The organism is Desulfovibrio sp., from assembly GCA_016208105.1.
GTDB lineage: Bacteria > Desulfobacterota > Desulfovibrionia > Desulfovibrionales > Desulfovibrionaceae > Fundidesulfovibrio.
In genome coordinates, this window is record JACQYS010000022.1 from 40832 (window position 1) to 57285 (window position 16454).

Below are 16454 nucleotides of genomic sequence, written 5' to 3' on the forward strand. Positions count from 1 at the left end.
TTTCGGTGCGGAATCTGACCAAAGCCTTTGGTTCAGGCCAAGCCCGAACCGTGGCCTTGGACCAGGTGTCACTGGACGTGAACCCAGGGGAACTGGTGTTGCTCATGGGACCGTCGGGAAGCGGCAAAACCACCTTGCTGTCCGTCATGGGGTGCATTCTGCGTCCGGACGCGGGCAGCGTGGTCATACGGGGCCAGGAGATTGTGGGTCTGCCCGAAACCGGGTTATGCCGGGTGCGGCTCCAAAGCATCGGGTTCATTTTTCAGAACTACAACCTCTTCCCCACGCTGCGGGCCGAGGAGAACATCATGGTGGCCCTGGACCTCAAAGGCGTACCGGCCAAAAAAGCCCGCCATCAGGCTGCGCAGGTCATGGAGTCCGTCGGGCTTGGCGACAAGGTCGGGAGTATGCCAGCGGATTTGTCGGGCGGGCAGAAGCAGCGCCTGGCCATCGCCCGGGCCCTGGCCGGAGACCCTGAGATCATCCTGGCGGACGAACCCACCGCTGCGCTCGATTCGGTCAACGGCAGGATGGTCATTGGCCTGCTGCGGGAGCTGGCTATCAAGAGGGGGCGCAGCGTGGTGGTGGTTACCCATGACAACCGCATATTCGACTTTGCCGACCGCATCGTGCGCATTGAAGACGGCCGGCTCAAGGTCTCGGAGGGTCAGGAGTGATCCGGATTTTTGCTGTACTGGCCTGTGTTGCGGGCACCCTGATCGGTCCGGTGGCAGCGCCCAACAGCGAGACCGTAGTCACCCGGTTTCCGCAGTCGGGTGCCTGGGTTGCGGCAGCGGGGCGCGTGGAGCCGGTCAGCGAGGAGATGCGCCTGGGATTCGACATTCCGGGCAAGATTATGGACGTGCTCGTTGAGGAGGGCGACCCCGTTCGCAAGGGCCAGCCCCTGGCCCGGCTGGTGGACGACGACATCAGGGCCCGGGTGGTTCAGGCCCAGGCCAATGTGCGGGCCGCGAAAGCCGCCCTGGACAAGGTGGTGGCCGGAGCCAGGTCCATGGAGCGCATCGAGGCCGCTGCCATTCTGCGCGAAGCCGAATCCGTTCGGGACAACGCCCGCCGCGAGAACGAGCGGCGGGTCAGGCTGGTGTCCCAGGGGGTCATCGCCAAGGAAGAGGCGGACCGCGCCGAGAAGGACTACCTGGTGGCCTCCCAGAAGGTGAGCCAGGCCCGGGAGCGTTTTCACCTGATTAACGATCCCTCCCGCGAGGAGGACGTGCGCCGGGCCGAGGCACAGCATGCCCAAGCCAAGGGGCAGTTGGACGAGGCTCTGGCCTATCAGGACAAGGCTCTGATCCATTCGCCCATTGACGGAGTGGTGCTGCGCAAGCACCGCCGGGCAGGCGAGATGGTCTCCACCAACTTCGATTCCCCGGTGGTCACAGTGGGTGACGTGAGCACTCTGCGGATTCGAGGCGACGTTGATGAAAAGGACGTGGCCAAGGTGAAGGTCGGGCAGAAGGCTTATGCCATGGCAGACGCCTACGGCGCCAAGCGTTTTGAGGGGCGGGTGATCCGCATCGCCAAGATGCTGGGAAGAAAGAACGTGCGCACCGACGACCCGGCCGAACGTCTGGATACCAAGGTGCTGGAAACGCTCATAGAATTCGCTCCAGGCACGTCCATACCTGTGGGCATGCGCATGGATGTCTTTATTCTTTTGGACGAAAGCTAGGGTTTAGTTTTGTCCTTGCCTGCGAAACGTTCTGGCCGTATGTAACCCCGGCCGGAGCGCATCTTTCCGGCTCACCCCATTAGAGGTCTTCAATGGAAATCATCTCCCAGTTCATCTGGATGCTCGGCCACGTGGACCAGGCTCTGAACATGATCGTCAAAGACTACGGTTCCTGGACCTATCTGGTTCTGTTTTTGATCATCTTCTGCGAGACCGGCCTGGTGGTCACTCCGTTTCTGCCCGGCGATTCCCTGCTGTTCATCGTCGGCTCCTTGTGTGGAGCGGGTTTTCTCGACCCCATGCTCACCGCCGGGCTGCTCATTGCCGCAGCGGTGCTGGGAGACAACACCAACTACTGGATCGGCCGCTTCGTGGGCCCGGCGGTGTTTAGCCGCGAGAACAGCAAACTGCTCAACAAGAAGCACCTGGACAAGACCCACGCCTTCTATGAGAAGCACGGCGGAAAGACAGTGGTCATCGCCCGGTTCATGCCCATCGTAAGGACGTTCGCTCCTTTCGTGGCCGGCATAGGCAAGATGACCTATTCCAAGTTCGTGAGCTTTTCGGTCGGAGGGGGTATTCTCTGGATCGGCGGCTTCATCGGGCTGGGATACCTGATCGGCAACATGCCTTGGGTGAAGAAGTATTTCAGCGTGGTGATCTATGGCATCATCCTGCTTTCGATCACACCCGGGCTTATCGAGTTCATCAAGGCCAGGCGGGCCGCTGCCCGGGTCGCGCAATAGCCGGCGCACTGTTCGCAACATGGAAGGCCGCCCCCGGGGGCGGCCTTTTGCGTTTTAGTTCTACGCCATCAACCTGACGGCCTCCCTGGTGGCGGCTTCCACCAGCAGGGGGCATTTTGATTTGAAAAGTCCTTTGGCCGCCGCTTCCTTTATTCCTTCATCCGTGGCCATGTTCGTGCCGAGCAAGGCCGAGCAGTTCAGGTCGCCGAACTGGCCGGTCATGGCCTTCACAAACTCGCGCATTATTACCTTGGTACCATCGGTAGCCTTGGAGTCGCCGTCCTGGGTGCGGCCGTGGCGCATGCCAATGGCCATCATGGCCCCGGTGACAGCGCCGCATGTCAGGCCATTCCACATCCCGGCCGCGAACGGGGTGGTGATCTGGGTGATCATTTCCGGAGACAGGCCTGTCTGTCCTGCAAGTGACTCCAAGACTGCCTGGGTGCAATTCAAATGGGACAAAAAGCGCTGCACGGCCAAAGCCGGGGCATCGGATCCGGGAGGAAGGGGTGCGGACCGGGTGCTGACGATATCGGGCAGGGCCAGGCCGGAAGCGAATCCCACGCCAGCGCAGCAGACGCCGCCAAGAATGGCGCGGCGGGTAAGGTCCATGATCTTGCTCCGTCGTAAAAAGGATCAGTCCTTTTTAGGCGAAGAAGACGGATCGGTCCACGCCTTGGCCCGCGATCTATAGGTCAGGTCCGCAAGGGTGCTGAAAAAGAAATACTTGGCATCGCTCGTAAGCGATAGCTCGGGCTGACGCTGCACCAGCGCCGGGTCCTCCAGCAAGAGCTCGTACACATGCTCGTAGAAGCGGATCATCCGCTCCTCGGACCAGCGGCTGGTGAGCCAGGACCGGCCCCTCGCTCCGAGTTCCCTGCACAGCGCCGGCTCGCCCACAAGATGTTCAAGAACCTCCGCCGCATCTTCCAGGCGGACGTTCACAAAAGGATGCGAGTCGGCGCCGGAAAAATGGCGCAGCAGCATAAGCGACCGCTCATCCAGGTAGGAAAGGGCGCATTTGCCCTGGGCCAGACCCTCCAGCCCGGTAAGATGGTAGCTGCCAGTCACCAGATCATCCACCACGATGCGGCTCTGGCGCTTGATTGCAAGCGCCTCGGCCAGGGGCAGGCCGGTAACGATGCGCGCCGTGCATCCGGTGTTCTTGACCACGGAATCGATAACGGCCGTGGCCTCCGGCATCCCCTTGGTGCTCCACCGGTCCGCCCAGGCGCTCATGTCCTTGGTGGGGCTGTAGAAAATGTCCCACTTCGGGGGCTTGGAACTAGGCTGGTAGGCGCTGTCGGTTTCGGGAACGAAATTCGGAACCACCATGGCCTTTGTATAGAGCCGCTCCGGATACTGGGCGATGGCGATGCAGGGGATGTCCTGGGCCAGCAACGCCTCGGGCGTGATGCCCATTACCTGTGCCACCAGATCGGGAGAGGAGTGGAATTGCCGGAGAATGTGCTTGCCCGCCTGGGCCAGCTCACCGAAATCTATTCGTCCAAAGGCCTTGGACTCGTAGTCCAGGTAGTTGTGGAGGTGGATGACGTCCGCTTCCCAGGCCAGGTCGAGGGCTTCTTCGGGCGATTCCTGGAAAACCAGGTCGTGGTCGTACAGGCCGAATCGTTTGAGATCCACCAGGCGTGCGTCAACGCCGGTGTGCCGGCCCAGGGCCTGCACCAGGCGTATGGGCATGCCCGCCAGAGGGGTGATGGAGAAGTGCAGGACCTTCATGCTGTGCCGGTCCTCACGCCGTTTGGCCTCAGTCCTGCTAGCGGCTTAAGGCCAGGGGCATCTCCTCGCGGATGCTCCTGGCGGCGCGCACGGCCGGGGCGAGCTGGTCCCACTGGACAAGGTCCTCGTGGCGAACGGCGGACACCAGGGTCCTGCCCAGTATCGCGTCCCAGTGGATGGGGCTTACGCCGTGGCCAGGGCATTTGACGGTGAGGTCGGCCTCGCCGAGGATGTGCCCCGCTGGCAGGTCGCGGGTGAATACCATGCTCTTGCGCAGCTTCACGGCCACCTTGCGTTCGGCTTCGAATACTTCCTTGCGGCACACGGTCATTGCCGCTTCGGCTTCCCGGATCAGGCCCACCATCTGGGTGAATCCGGCCGGGTCAAGGGAGGCCTGATGGTCTGTGCCGCGCAGGGTGCGGTCCAGGGTGAAATGGCGTTCGACAACGCACGCGCCCAGGGCGGCGGCAGCCACGCTGGGTCCGATGCCCTTCTCGTGGCCGGAATAGCCCACGGGCAGGCCGTAGCGCTTGGAGAGCTCGGCCATGATGGGCAGGCCCACGCATTCATCCGGGCAGGGGTAGGTGGAGTTGCAGTGCAGCACGATGATGTTCTGGTGGAACCTGCGCAGTTCGGCAACCGCCAGGTCGATCTCTTCTAAGCTGCTCATGCCGGTGGAAAGGATCACGGGCAGCCCGCTGGCGCCGGCCTGGCGCAGAAGGGGGACGTTCACCAGGTCCGCAGAGCAGATTTTCAAGATATCCACGCCCATGTCGAGCAGTTCGGTCAGGCTCACCTGATCCCAGGCTGAGGCGAAGAAGATGAGCCCGAGAGATTCGGCCAGCGCCTTGAGCTCAGCCATGTCTTCGATGGTGAGCTCCAGGGCGATGCGGTGCTCGCCGTAGGTCCTGCCGAAGCTGTTGGGGCCGGAATATGGCATCTGAAGCCCTTCGTCCGTGAAAAGGGCGTTCATGTCGCGCTTCTGGAACTTGACCGCCTGCACCCCGGCCCGGGCGGCTTCTTCCACCATCTGGCGGGCGATGGCCAGATCTCCCTGGTGGTTGTTGCCGATTTCGGCGACCACAAAACAGGGACGGCCATGGCCGATGATGGTTCCGGAATTGAGCCGGATGGAGGGGTAGGTCTTCATAAGCGTATGATCTCCACGTTATGCTGCTCGTACAGGGCCCGGAGCTGCTTGAAAATTTCCTCCTGGCAGCCGAAGGAGGTAATAACCACGGCCTGAGGCCGAAGGGAACCGAGCACCACGGAAGGTGATATGATGTGTCCGCCAAGCGTCTTGCCAGCCTTGGCCGGGTCGTTGTCGACCACCGCCATGACCTCGAACCCGCCAGCGGCGCGAAGCGCCTGGAGGACGATCTCGCAGGTTTCGGAAGCGCCGAAAAGAACCAGCTTCATTACGCCCCGGGCTTTAAGAACCTTGAGCTTGCTGGCTATGGTCGTCTTGAGCGCGGTATAAATCTGCACCGTCTCCGAGGAGAAATTGGAGAACATGGCCTGCCTGCGGGCTTCGCCCTCGTCGGTGAGCAGGTAACGGAAACTCTTGCCGTTCACTCTCTCGTACTCGACGAGCTCGTTGTCCACCATCTCCTTCAAGTACTGGTTCACCATGGCGCCTGAAAGATTGGCCCTGCGACCAAGTTCGTTCTGGCTCACCATGTTGTCCTGGGCCAGGGTGTCGAGTATGGCCAGGTATCTGGCCGCTTTGCTCGGGCGGTAGTACGTCTTGTTCACCAGCAGCATGGCCGGACCCTGTCGTTCGTTAATGTGGTGAATGTATGCGGCAGGCCCATAAAGCCCCAGACTTTGTTAAGGTACTTGCTTTCGCAAAGGATAACAAGAGTTTGCCGCATTTCAATTTTTCCCGTCATTTCAGTGTGATGTCTCGTCCCCTGCCGTACCGATCATTTGACTCGTAAATGGTATATCGGCAGGAGTTTCCCATCGCTTTAGCCACGAGGGGGCGAAATCCACTAAGCAATCTTCATGCCGAAAGGCAAAGAGTGTCCTTCCGGAGGTGAGGCGGTCGCGGTGAGTTGCTTTTCCCGGGCTCTGGGGTAAGAAACGGCCCGGAGGCCTCGCGTGACAACAGCTCTCATAGAAATCAAGGATCTCGGGAAATCCTTCCAGGGGCGGACGGTGCTCAGTGGTGTGAACCTGGCCATCCCGGCGGGGGATTTGACCGCGGTGATCGGGAAAAGCGGCGAAGGCAAAAGCGTTTTGCTCAAACATATCATGGGGCTAATGACCCCGGATTCCGGAGATGTCTTCTTCGAGGGAAAACCCCTGGGGCAAATGTCCAGAGCGGAGCGCAGGGAGCTGAAATCGGTCATGTCCTATATGTTTCAGGGCATGGCTCTGTTCGATTCTTTGACGGTCTTTGACAACATAGCCCTTCCGCTCAGGGAAAAACTGAGGCTTCCCGAACCCGAGGTCCGTGAGCTGGTGGAGCAAAAGCTCAGGGAGCTGGAACTTGCCGAGGTTCCCGGCAAATTTCCGTCGCAGCTCTCAGGGGGAATGCAAAAGCGCGTGGCCCTGGCCCGGGCCCTGGTCACGAAACCGCGCATCGTGCTTTTCGATGAACCCACCACCGGGCTCGACCCGTTAAGGAAATGGGGAGTGTTCAAGCTCATCGACGAGTCGCGCAAGGCCTTCGGGTTTACGGCCGTCATGGTCAGCCACGACATCCCGGACGTGTTCACCATTGCAGACAGGGTGGCTTTGCTGGATGGAGGAAAAATTGTGTTTTCCGGCAGCTCCGAGGAGGCAAGAAAGTCTCAGCACCCCATGATGCGAGCATTTATGCCGGGCGAAGACGCTCTCGCCCAGGCTTATGTGCCGGAGTAGTGGCGGTCGAGCAGGTTCAGGGCTTGGTTTTTTTCGCGGCCGTAGCGGGTCAGCATAGCTCCCCGGGCGATATACGGGCCATGTCCGAAGCAGCGCAGGCGCTCCTTGTACACTTCCTCGATCAGGGCCTTTTCGAAGTAAACCACCCGGCGTTCTTCCACGATGCGGGGCTTGATGGATTTTATGGCTGTGACGAAAATGTCGGAAGCCCCGCCGACCCCGTGCTGCACGGCGGCGCTCCAGAGGACTTCCCGGCTGGCCGGGGACAGGGCGGAGACATCCACCCCGGTCTGGGAAAAAATGTAGGCGACCGCCGGGCGATAGTGGCTGACGAGAATGAATTCATACTGCAGACGCTCGAAGCGCTTGGAGTGCTCGGAGGCGATCTTGCGCCATTCCTCCGGCACCGACCCGCTGGTGGAGCCTGTATTGGCCGGGCCGCGCGCGGTGAGCCGTGCGTGGAGGTCCGGAGCGTGTTCTTTCAAATACCTGATGAAGTTGGAAAAAGTGGGGGTACCTGAGGCTATCTGGAACGTTCCGTAGCTGGTTCCGGCCGAAGGGGTGTGCCCCACGGAAGCCGCCCCCTGGTCACCGGATTCGTATTTGGCGGCCAGATGCCCGGGAGGAGCCGCATGAGATGGCTTGGCTCCCGGCTGCTGCTGGGGGATGAAGCAGGCCATGGTGTACGTGGGGGTCGGCCTGAAAACGGCGTTGGATTTTCCCCACAGTGTGGCCCCGGCAAGCCGGGCCCAGGCGTCCGGATCGTCGGGGCTTAGCCCCTCCGGATCGATGGGCTGGCGAACCGACTGCAGGTCGATGCGGGCTCTCAGTTCGCCCGGTTGCAGGGCCTGGGAGAACATGTCCCAGGTGAGCTTGCGGGCCACGGCGGGATTAAGCGCCGGGCCGGCAAGGTCCACCAGGTCGGGGTGAACCGGCGGCGTCAGGGCGGGCCATGGCGGGGACGTGCAGACGGCCTGCCAGATGCACAGCAGATACGCCACACACCCGGCCAGCAGGAGGCGTTTGCTCTCCGCGTCCAGGCGTGAGAAAAGGCGGCCTGCAAAGCCGATGTTTTTTATCTGGCTATCCACGTCGACTGTATCGGCAGGCGATGGTTTTCATTAAGGGGCGCCCGCCATGGTGAGCCAGTTATACGATTTTGTGGAGAGTGGAAAGTGCCCGGAAGCTCCAGAAGTCCTGTGAAAAACGGTTTTTTCAGGCGCATGGCCGACCCCAAGCTGTGGCTGGCGCTTTTTCTGCCCGGCCTGGCGGTCACGTTTGCCTTGTCGGCCGTTCACTGGAGCCAGCCTAACTGGCTGCAATTCCTCGACTACAAGATCTACGACATCCTTCTCTCGCAGCGGGACAAACCGGTCCAGACAGGCCAGGTGGCCGTGGTGGACTTGGACGAGAAGAGCCTGTCCGAGGTGGGCCAGTGGCCCTGGCCGCGCTACCGGATAGCCCTGCTGCTCGGCAGGCTGAAACAGTACGGCGTTCTGGCTGTGGGCATGGACGTGGTCTTCGCAGAGCCTGACCAAACCTCGCCGGAACACATCAGGCGCGATCTGGCAGGGCTTGGCGTGAACATGGACTTCACCGGTCTGCCCGAAGGGCTGCGCGACAACGACAAACTCCTGGCAGACAACCTGGCCGGCGGCCCCTATGTGCTGGGCTACTTCTTCACGTTCACCGAGGAGGACAACCGGCGCCTGGGGGGGCAATGCGTTTTGCCTCCCGCCCGCGTGGCTCTGAAACGTTCTCCCGGAGTCCTGGACGCCCCGGTTATGATTCCCAGCGCCGCCTCGTTGGTGTGCCCCCTGCCGGAGCTGGCCAAAACCTGCGGCTGGGCCGGATTCTTCAACTCCTTCCCGGACAGGGACAACGTGGTGCGCTGGGTGCCCCTGGCCATGACCTGGAACGGGACGGTCTACCCGAGCCTGGCGGTGGCAACGGTCATGCGCGCTTTTGGGGACAAGTCCGCCCTGCTTACAATCGAACCCAATCCTTACGGCGGCCAGGACCTGGCCTATTCGCTGGACTTGGGGCCATTGGGCCGCAGGGTCGTGCCATTGGACGGCAATGGACGGATTCTTCTGGATTTTCGGGGGCCTGGCCGGACGTTCCCCTACGTGTCGGCAGCGGACGTGCTGTCGGGCAAAGCTTCCCGCGAGGAATTGGAAGGCAGGATCGTGTTCATCGGCACTTCGGCCAGGGGCCTGGAGGATGTCCGGGCCACTCCGGTGGACAGGACCTTCCCCGGGGTTGAGGCCCACGCCACGGTGGCGGACATGATCCTCTCCGACCGATTCCTTCGCCATCCCATGGATGCCTGGTACATCGAGCTTGTTCTCCTGGCGGTTTTCGGGCTTGGCGTCACCGTGCAGCTCATGGTCACCCGGTCGCTCTGGGCCGGAGGCTTGAGCCTGCTGGCCGGATTGGCCGTATGGTTTTTCTGTGCGTTCAGCATGAACCGCATGGACTTCTACGTGTCCCCGCTGACCCCGCTCATGGCCCTGGCCGTCAACTTCACCCTGCTCACCTTCATCAAGTTCCTGCGCGAGGAGAGCCAGAAGCGTTTCATCAAGTCAGCCTTTTCACAGTATCTCTCCCCTCAGGTGGTGGAGCAGATCGTGGATGAACCGGGCAAGCTCAACTTAAGCGGTGAGGAGAAAGACGTCAGCATCCTCTTCTCGGACGTGCGCGGATTCACCACCATCTCCGAAAAACTGACTCCCACTCAGGTAGTCGACCTGCTCCACGAATACCTGACCCCGATGACCCGGCTCATCACTGGCAGTTTCGGCACCCTGGACAAGTTCATCGGCGATGCCATCATGGCTTTTTGGAATGCCCCCTTGGACGTGGCGGACCATCCGCGCCAGGCCGTGGAAACGGCCCTGTCCATGCAGAGGGAGCTGGACCGGCTGAACGTAGGGTTCAAGGCCCGGTTTGGCTTCGAGATTGAAATAGGCATCGGGCTTCACAGAGGGGGCGTGCGCGTGGGCAACTTCGGCTCGGCCGACCTCTTCGACTACACCATCATCGGCGACAACGTGAACCTCTGTTCGCGTCTGGAAGGACTCACCAAATATTATCACCAGAGGATTCTCCTCACAGAAGCCATGCGGGACGGGGCTGGCGAAGGCTTCATCTGGCAGGAGATCGACCGGGTGCGCGTGAAGGGCAAGCACGAGCCCGTCACCATTTATGCGGTTCACGACAAGGCCGAGCCTGACGAAGTGGCCAGGTGGTCCGAAGGCCTCGAACTCTATCGGGAGGGGCATTTCAGCCAGGCCCGGAGTCTCTTCGAGGATCTCCAGTCCAAAACGGACAACGGGCTCTATGCACTGTACGCCGACCGATGCCGGGCCTTGGAGAAAACCCCTCCCGGCCCCTCGTGGGACGGCGTGTTCGAGCACACCACGAAATAGGAATGGTATGGTTAAGCGATTGCCCGCAATAGGGCTGCTTGTCCTTTTTCTGAGCGCCGTGGCGTTCGCCCAGGCGCCCACCGGAGCCGAACCCCAACCTCAGGCGCAGGCTCCCGCCCAAAATCCGGCTCCGGTTCCCGCAGGCATGGCTGACGATGTCCAGGGCGAAGTCACTGCGGGCTTACCCGGAGCGCAGGCCCGCAAGCTCGCGGTCAAGGACGTGGTCTACAACGGTGAAACGGTGGCCACTGGCAAGAAAGCCTCGGTCCAGGTCCGCCTGGCCGACGGCACGCTTTTGTCCCTGGGCGAGCAGAGCAGCATCGAAATAGTGGACGCAGCCTACGACCCGGCCCGTCCTGACGCTGCCAGCGCTGTGTGCAGGCTCAGCCAGGGTGTTTTTCGCTGCCTGACCGGCGAGGTAACCGCTCAGGCCCCTGACCGTTTCCGGCTGGAGACTCCCCTGGCTGTGATCGGGGTGCGTGGCACAGAGCTTGGCGTGAGCGTGGGTGCCGACACCGTGGAGACTGCCGTCTTTTCCGGCGGTCCGGGGTTGGTTACCGATAAGGACGGCGGCGCGCCGGTTTTGGTGCCGGCCGGTAAGGGGCTGGGCAAGGCGCGCGGTGTTGCCCTCGGCCAGGCCGGGGCCATTTCAGGGCGGTTTCGCTCGCTGCTTGCCGGGGTGCCCATGCGGATGGCCCCGGGCGGACCGCTCGTCCCGCCGGGCATGTTCCGTGGCAAGCCCAAACCTCCGAGGCTGGCCGAAGCGGCTCTCAAGGCCTCGAGGATCAAGGCGGGCAAGGATGCTGGCCAGGCGGATATGAAGGGTTCCAGGGACGCAGCCAAGGCTGGCGTAAAGCCGGCCAAGGGAGCCAAAGGCGAAAGCGGCGGCAATATGTTCAAGACAGCTGGCGAGAAGATGAAGAACACGGCCAAGGGGGCCCAGGACGCGGTTCGCGGTCCCGGAAAGACCTCCTATGGCGGTGAACCCGGCGGCACTGTCAAACCAGGCGTTCCGGGCCGCGGGGAACGCAGGCTTTCGCCTTCCGGGCGCGAATTGGACTCCATGGGCAAGCCCGGCAGTGGCGAGGGCAAAGGGGGCGGCGGTGGCAGGCGCTGATGACACCATCGTGGCCGTGGTCACCCCGCCGGGAAGGGGAGGGGTGGGCATAGTCCGTTTGAGCGGGCCTGGGGCCAGGGACATCGGAACCCGGCTTTTTCATTCGTCAAAGCCGGATTTTTCCGGCCTCAAACCACACAGGCTGCACCACGGAACGCTCCTGGACTGCGGGGGCCGCCATTTGGATGATGTCCTGTGTTCCTTCATGCCCGGCCCGAATTCCTACACAGGCGAGGACGTGGTGGAGTTCAACTGCCACGGTTCCCCGGTGATTCTGCGCGCGGCTGTGGGGGCGGCCATGAACCTTGGAGCCAGGCATGCCTTGCCCGGCGAATTCACCAAGCGGGCCTTCCTGGCGGGAAGGATGGACTTAAGTCAGGCTCAGGCCGTTGCCGAACTGGTGGCGGCGGACAGCTTGCGAGGCGCCGGCCTGGCCTTGAGCAGGCTGGAAGGCCTCATGGCCGCCAGGGTCAGGGAACTACGGTCGCGGCTTGAAGCATTACGAGTGCAGATATGCCTGGCAGTTGATTTTCCCGAAGACGAGGTGGAGTGCCTGGAGCCGGACGCGTTCATGGCGGCGCTTGAAGAGACAATGGAGCATATACACCTGCTGGTTTCGGCGCACGGGAGGGCAAAACCCTTCCGGGAGGGAGAGCTGGCCGTGCTGGCCGGGCCTGTGAATGCCGGAAAGTCGAGCCTTTTAAACGCCCTCATCGGGCGGGAACGGGCCATAGTCTGCGACGTTCCGGGAACCACCAGGGATTTTCTCGAGGAACAGCTCGACCTGGACGGCCTGCCCGTTCGCCTGGTGGACACGGCGGGGCTTCGTTCCACTGATGATCCGGTTGAGCGCCAGGGTGTGGCGCGTTGCCAGAGCCTGATGGAAGAGAGCCGGGCCGTGCTGCTGGTGGTGGACGGGTCCGTGGACTACTCCCCGTCCATTTTTCAGGGCGAGTGCGGTTCTGTGCCCTTGGACCCGGCCCGGGTGCTCGCGGTGGTCAACAAGGCCGACCTCCCCCCTGCGGAGCGGGACCCGCGAGTCCTGCTGGCCGAAGCGGGTGTTGACGTGATAAGCGTTTCGGCCAGAACGGGAGAGGGGCTCGAAGAGTTGTGCGCGCGGCTGCGCGCCCGTCTGCTCGCTGGCAACGAGGCCCCTTCCGATTCCGAACCAGTGCCGAACGACAGGGAATGCGCCCTGTTGGTTGCGGCAGGTTTGGAACTCGCGACCCTCGCCTCGGATTTAAAAGAGGGCGTCCCGCCCGATCTTTTAGGTGTGAGGCTGGAAACGGCCTGCGACCATCTTGCTGGCATCACGGGAGAAATTACATCCGGCGCAATCCTGGACGCGGTGTTCGACGGATTCTGCATCGGGAAGTGATTCTCGCGCGTGTTTTGCCGTTCACTTTTGGCGTGGTTCGTTCTATTGGTTACTAGGGAGGTTCCGGCATGCAGGCAGTCGCGGCGAATTACCTGGGCCACTTTGTCGTGGACCTCGGTAGCCAGGTCCAGGTCAGCCTGACTGAGACCGCACCGGAAGACCTGCAGGAACTTGACCGGCTCATCACGGACCTTTTCGGGCCGGAAAAGCTGGTATGCGTGTATGAGGCCCTCTGCGTGGCTGCGGATTCCGAGTTGCCGCACTGCGCGGAAGTTGATGAAAAAGTATGCCCCCTCGATATATTTTTTGTAGTGCTCGACTTTTTGGGGGCCCGGGTAGTTCCAACGCACGGAGGCGGTTGATGCGATTTGCTGGTCCCGCGATGAAACACTTCATCGTATTGCTCGTCCTTGTTTTTGGTTTTGCGCTCACGGCTTTGGCGCAGGACACTCCGGCTGATCCGTCTGCGCAGCCTTCGGACACGGGAGCGGCGCAACCCGCCAAACCCGCGAAAAAACCGGCCAGACCCGCGCCCAAGCCCACGCCACAGCCTGGGGAGGTTATTCCTCTGGATCAGGCTGGTCCATCCGAGCCCGCAGCTGCCGGTTCGCAAACAACGCCTGCCGCCAAGGCCCCGGCCAAACCAGCCGCCAAAACCGCTCCGGCACAGCCCGAGGACGGCCCGCCTCAGATCCGTCCACAAAAGGCTCCTCCCGTTCCGGCCAAATCCAAACTTGCCGGGGGCAAACTGACCATCGGCGCGCTGCTTCCCCTGACCGGGCCGCTTGCGCCCCAGGGACAGAGCTCCAGGGCAGCCATTGAATTGGCCGTTTCAGACATCAACGCCTATCTCGCGGAAAACGGCTCGGCCGAGCGGGTGTCAGTCCAGGTGGAGGATACTGAATCCAACGGCGCCAGGGCATTGGAGAAGCTGAAAGCTTTGTCCGTGGCCGGGGTGCGGCTGGTGATCGGGCCATACAGCGACAACGAGGTGAGCGCTGTTCTCGATTTCGCCACCAAGAACGGCATGATCCTGCTCTCCCAGGGCAGCGCCGGTCCTTACCTGGCCAAACCCAACCGGAACCTCTTTAGGTTCAGCCCCTCCGACGCCGTGCAGGCCGAAGCGCTGGCTGTCATGGCCAATCAGGAAGGGTGCACGCAGCTTGTCACCATTTGGGAAGGCGACATGTACGGCGATGAGCTGGTCACCCACATAAAGGGGCAGTTCAACAACCTGGGCGGACAAGTGATCCCGGGTACCAGGTTCCGCCCGGAAGTGACGCAGTTCGCGAATTACGTTGCTGACTTGAAGGCCCAGATAGACAAACAGGTGAAGGACAAGAAAAAACTGGCCGTGGTGGTGGCCGCCAGGGGAACTCAAACCGCGGGCATCCTGCGCGAAGCCGCCAAGCTGGCCGGTCTGGACGAAGCCAAATGGTATGGCGGAGACGACTCGGCCTTGCGCGGTTCGGTTATTCAGGACCAGGAAGTGGCCAAATTCGCCGCCAAGGTGCGCATGGCTTTTGCCCGCTACGGCGAAACAGGGACCTCCGTGTATTCCGAACTCGAGAAGCGCATCGAGGACCGGATACAGGCCTTCGTGGATACCCAGGCGGTGGTTGCCTACGACATCGTCTGGCTGGGAGCGTTCACGGCCATGGCCTCGGGCGAGGACGCGGCCGCCTTGAAAAAGGCCATTCCCGCCACGGCCGAACGCTTCTACGGGGCAAGCGGGTGGATGGCGCTCAACGAAAACGGTGATCGTCGCGAGGACTATGACTTCGACTTCTGGACCATCAAAAATATCGACGGCAAGTTCTACTGGGTAAAGACGGCACGTTATCAGTTCGATCCGGGGAGCGTGAAGCAGCTCATCATCAATACGCCTGAAAAAGACTAGCCTCCAAGCTGTCTGCTAAGCGAAACAAGGCCCGGGAGAGAACACTCCCCGGGCCTTTTTCATGGCGCTTTGCCTGCCTGGATTACATGAAGATCGCAAAGCCGCTATCTGGCCACATCAGCCGGAAAGCTGACGTAGAAGCTGGAGCCTTCGCCCACGGCGGAGTCCACGCAGATGGTTCCTCCAAAGAGTTCCACAAGACCCTTCACGATGGTCAAGCCCAACCCCGCGCCCAGGCGCCGCAGGGATTCCTCCTGGCACATCTGGGCAAACTGGTCGAACATGAACTTGGCCTTGGCGAGTTCGAAACCGATGCCGGTGTCCGAGACTTCCAGAATGACCGCGACCTGTCCGCCTGGCATCCGGGCATGAGTCAAGGACATCCGCACAGTTCCCGACGGGGTGAATTTGATGGCGTTGGAAACGAGATTGGAGAGAATCTGTCGCACCTTGATTTCGTCGCACAGGATGTAAACCGGGAAGTCTGGCGCCGTTTCCAGGTCCAAGAAAACCGAACCGCGCATAGCTTGATCGAGATGAAGATTCGCGATGGAATCGACCACGCTCGGAAGGTTCACCTCTTGGAGACTGAGTTCGTCCTTTCCCGCATCGATCCTGGCGAAATCAAGAAGGTTCTTGGCGAATTCCAGAATGCGCTCGCAGGATTCGGAGGCCAACGAGGCATATTCGGACTGGCGTTCGTTCAATCCTGATTTGCGAAGAAGATGGAGCATGCCGATCACCCCGATCAGTGGTGAACGGATATCGTGGCTTAAAACCGCGAGAATGTTCTTGCAGAAGTCCCGTGCCCGCTTCTCCCCCTCGACAATGGCCTCTCGGCATCCGATGCAGCCCTGCTGCTCAGGCAGAGGGGCAATGGTGCCCTCTATCCAGGAGGGATTGCCGGAGTTGTCGCGGATCAGTTTGCCGGAAACCAGGACCGGGACGGATTTCGATCTGCCACTGTCCAAACGGCAGGAGATGCTCAAGTGTGCGCCTGTACCAACGCACTCTTGCAGTGCATGATAAAACGCGGGCCAGTCCTCACAGTGGACGACGGACTTCCACTGAAACTCAGGCTTCATCCAGGACAGGTCGCCGGAAGAGTGCTTTTCAATGATGTAAGACAGGTTGCTGTCGGAGAAAACGCTTTCCCCACTTGCCTCGGTCAAGAATCGAGAGGGCAGTTCATGCTGCAATTCTACGGCATCATTCCGTGGACAGGAAGACGACAATCGGACTCCTCCTGATGTTCTGACGGAAAAACCACCATGCTCAGAATGAACGATCTCGTCGCATGTTCCTGCTTGAATGCGAATACGAATGGCGGACTTTATCCATAGGTAAAGATGCAAGGCAAGAGAAAAGTATTCGTGAAGAGAGGGTACATGTGGAATGTGAAAGCAGGATACTGTTCGGTACCTGACAGCAAAGTGCGGCGTAACTGCCAATGGTACACCGCTGGCTTGGAAGTAAAGTGTTGCGGAAAGTGAAAAAGAGTAAAAACGTGTTGCTTATATACTGTTGACGAATGGGGCGGCTGGGAAAAGTGTCTCGCCAGCCGCACAAATCGCCTGGGCAAAC

General features: G+C 61.2%; 14 protein-coding genes. 8 read left to right on the forward strand and 6 right to left on the reverse strand.

The window, feature by feature from the left end; all coding sequences use genetic code 11:
- The first annotated feature begins 5 nt into the window (after positions 1 to 5).
- From HY795_12815 to HY795_12825, 3 genes are all read left to right on the forward strand, one after another.
- Positions 6 to 677, forward strand: a complete 672-nt coding sequence (locus HY795_12815) for an ABC transporter ATP-binding protein (protein MBI4806109.1) — start codon at positions 6 to 8, stop codon at positions 675 to 677.
- Between the two features lie 146 nt (positions 678 to 823).
- Positions 824 to 1690 carry an efflux RND transporter periplasmic adaptor subunit gene (locus HY795_12820; protein MBI4806110.1) on the forward strand — a complete coding sequence of 289 codons (867 nt, stop codon included), beginning with the start codon at positions 824 to 826 and terminating at the stop codon, positions 1688 to 1690.
- Positions 1691 to 1782: 92 nt separating this feature from the next.
- Positions 1783 to 2436, forward strand: coding sequence for a DedA family protein (locus HY795_12825; protein MBI4806111.1), 654 nt, complete (start codon positions 1783 to 1785; stop codon positions 2434 to 2436).
- Between the two features lie 60 nt (positions 2437 to 2496).
- Here HY795_12825 and HY795_12830 read toward each other — a convergent pair whose 3' ends face one another.
- Genes HY795_12830 through HY795_12845 form a run of 4 tightly spaced genes read right to left on the reverse strand, consistent with a single transcriptional unit; the run spans position 2497 to position 5940 of the window.
- Positions 2497 to 3048, reverse strand: coding sequence for a C_GCAxxG_C_C family protein (locus HY795_12830; GenBank protein MBI4806112.1), 552 nt, complete (start codon positions 3046 to 3048; stop codon positions 2497 to 2499).
- A 24-nt stretch (positions 3049 to 3072) separates the two neighbouring features.
- On the reverse strand, positions 3073 to 4176 hold the full coding sequence (locus HY795_12835; protein ID MBI4806113.1) for a glycosyltransferase family 1 protein: 1104 nt from the start codon (positions 4174 to 4176) through the stop codon (positions 3073 to 3075).
- Positions 4177 to 4213: 37 nt separating this feature from the next.
- On the reverse strand, positions 4214 to 5326 hold the full coding sequence (locus HY795_12840) for an N-acetylneuraminate synthase family protein (protein ID MBI4806114.1): 1113 nt from the start codon (positions 5324 to 5326) through the stop codon (positions 4214 to 4216).
- A complete protein-coding gene (locus HY795_12845) occupies positions 5323 to 5940 on the reverse strand; it encodes a winged helix-turn-helix transcriptional regulator (protein ID MBI4806115.1) in 618 nt (205 codons plus the stop codon). Before HY795_12845 ends, HY795_12840 begins: the two co-directional genes overlap by 4 nt.
- 339 nt (positions 5941 to 6279) lie before the next feature.
- Here HY795_12845 and HY795_12850 point away from each other — a divergent pair, with 339 nt between their 5' ends.
- Positions 6280 to 7044: an ATP-binding cassette domain-containing protein gene (locus HY795_12850; GenBank protein MBI4806116.1), complete on the forward strand. Its 765-nt coding sequence runs from the start codon at positions 6280 to 6282 to the stop codon at positions 7042 to 7044.
- Here the strand turns inward: HY795_12850 and HY795_12855 are convergent.
- Complete coding sequence (locus HY795_12855) at positions 7029 to 8135, reverse strand: hypothetical protein (GenBank protein ID MBI4806117.1); 1107 nt, start codon at positions 8133 to 8135, stop codon at positions 7029 to 7031. The genes HY795_12850 and HY795_12855 overlap by 16 nt on opposite strands.
- Positions 8136 to 8219: 84 nt before the next feature.
- Here HY795_12855 and HY795_12860 point away from each other — a divergent pair, with 84 nt between their 5' ends.
- The 4 genes from HY795_12860 (at position 8220) to HY795_12875 (ending at position 14870) form a co-directional block, all read left to right on the forward strand.
- Positions 8220 to 10475 (forward strand): adenylate/guanylate cyclase domain-containing protein, encoded by a 2256-nt coding sequence (locus tag HY795_12860; protein MBI4806118.1) that lies wholly within the window; start codon positions 8220 to 8222, stop codon positions 10473 to 10475.
- Between the two features lie 974 nt (positions 10476 to 11449).
- Positions 11450 to 12970: a tRNA uridine-5-carboxymethylaminomethyl(34) synthesis GTPase MnmE gene (gene mnmE, locus HY795_12865; GenBank protein MBI4806119.1), complete on the forward strand. Its 1521-nt coding sequence runs from the start codon at positions 11450 to 11452 to the stop codon at positions 12968 to 12970.
- 68 nt (positions 12971 to 13038) lie between these two features.
- Positions 13039 to 13332, forward strand: coding sequence for a hypothetical protein (locus tag HY795_12870; protein MBI4806120.1), 294 nt, complete (start codon positions 13039 to 13041; stop codon positions 13330 to 13332).
- On the forward strand, positions 13332 to 14870 hold the full coding sequence (locus HY795_12875; protein MBI4806121.1) for a penicillin-binding protein activator: 1539 nt from the start codon (positions 13332 to 13334) through the stop codon (positions 14868 to 14870). The genes HY795_12870 and HY795_12875 overlap by 1 nt, the downstream gene beginning before the upstream one ends.
- Before the next feature lie 104 nt (positions 14871 to 14974).
- Here the strand turns inward: HY795_12875 and HY795_12880 are convergent, their stop codons facing one another.
- Complete coding sequence (locus HY795_12880) at positions 14975 to 15859, reverse strand: HAMP domain-containing histidine kinase (GenBank protein ID MBI4806122.1); 885 nt, start codon at positions 15857 to 15859, stop codon at positions 14975 to 14977.
- Between the last annotated feature and the right edge of the window lie 595 nt (positions 15860 to 16454).

Coding starts and splice junctions, on each gene's coding strand:
- HY795_12830 (MBI4806112.1), bottom strand. CDS start 3,048: ATGGACCTTACCCGCCGCGCCATTCTTGGCGGCGTCTGCTGCGCTGGC.
- HY795_12825 (MBI4806111.1), top strand. CDS start 1,783: ATGGAAATCATCTCCCAGTTCATCTGGATGCTCGGCCACGTGGACCAG.
- HY795_12835 (MBI4806113.1), bottom strand. CDS start 4,176: ATGAAGGTCCTGCACTTCTCCATCACCCCTCTGGCGGGCATGCCCATA.
- HY795_12875 (MBI4806121.1), top strand. CDS start 13,332: ATGCGATTTGCTGGTCCCGCGATGAAACACTTCATCGTATTGCTCGTC.
- HY795_12840 (MBI4806114.1), bottom strand. CDS start 5,326: ATGAAGACCTACCCCTCCATCCGGCTCAATTCCGGAACCATCATCGGC.
- HY795_12820 (MBI4806110.1), top strand. CDS start 824: ATGCGCCTGGGATTCGACATTCCGGGCAAGATTATGGACGTGCTCGTT.
- mnmE (MBI4806119.1), top strand. CDS start 11,450: ATGGCGGTGAACCCGGCGGCACTGTCAAACCAGGCGTTCCGGGCCGCG.
- HY795_12870 (MBI4806120.1), top strand. CDS start 13,039: ATGCAGGCAGTCGCGGCGAATTACCTGGGCCACTTTGTCGTGGACCTC.
- HY795_12845 (MBI4806115.1), bottom strand. CDS start 5,940: ATGCTGCTGGTGAACAAGACGTACTACCGCCCGAGCAAAGCGGCCAGA.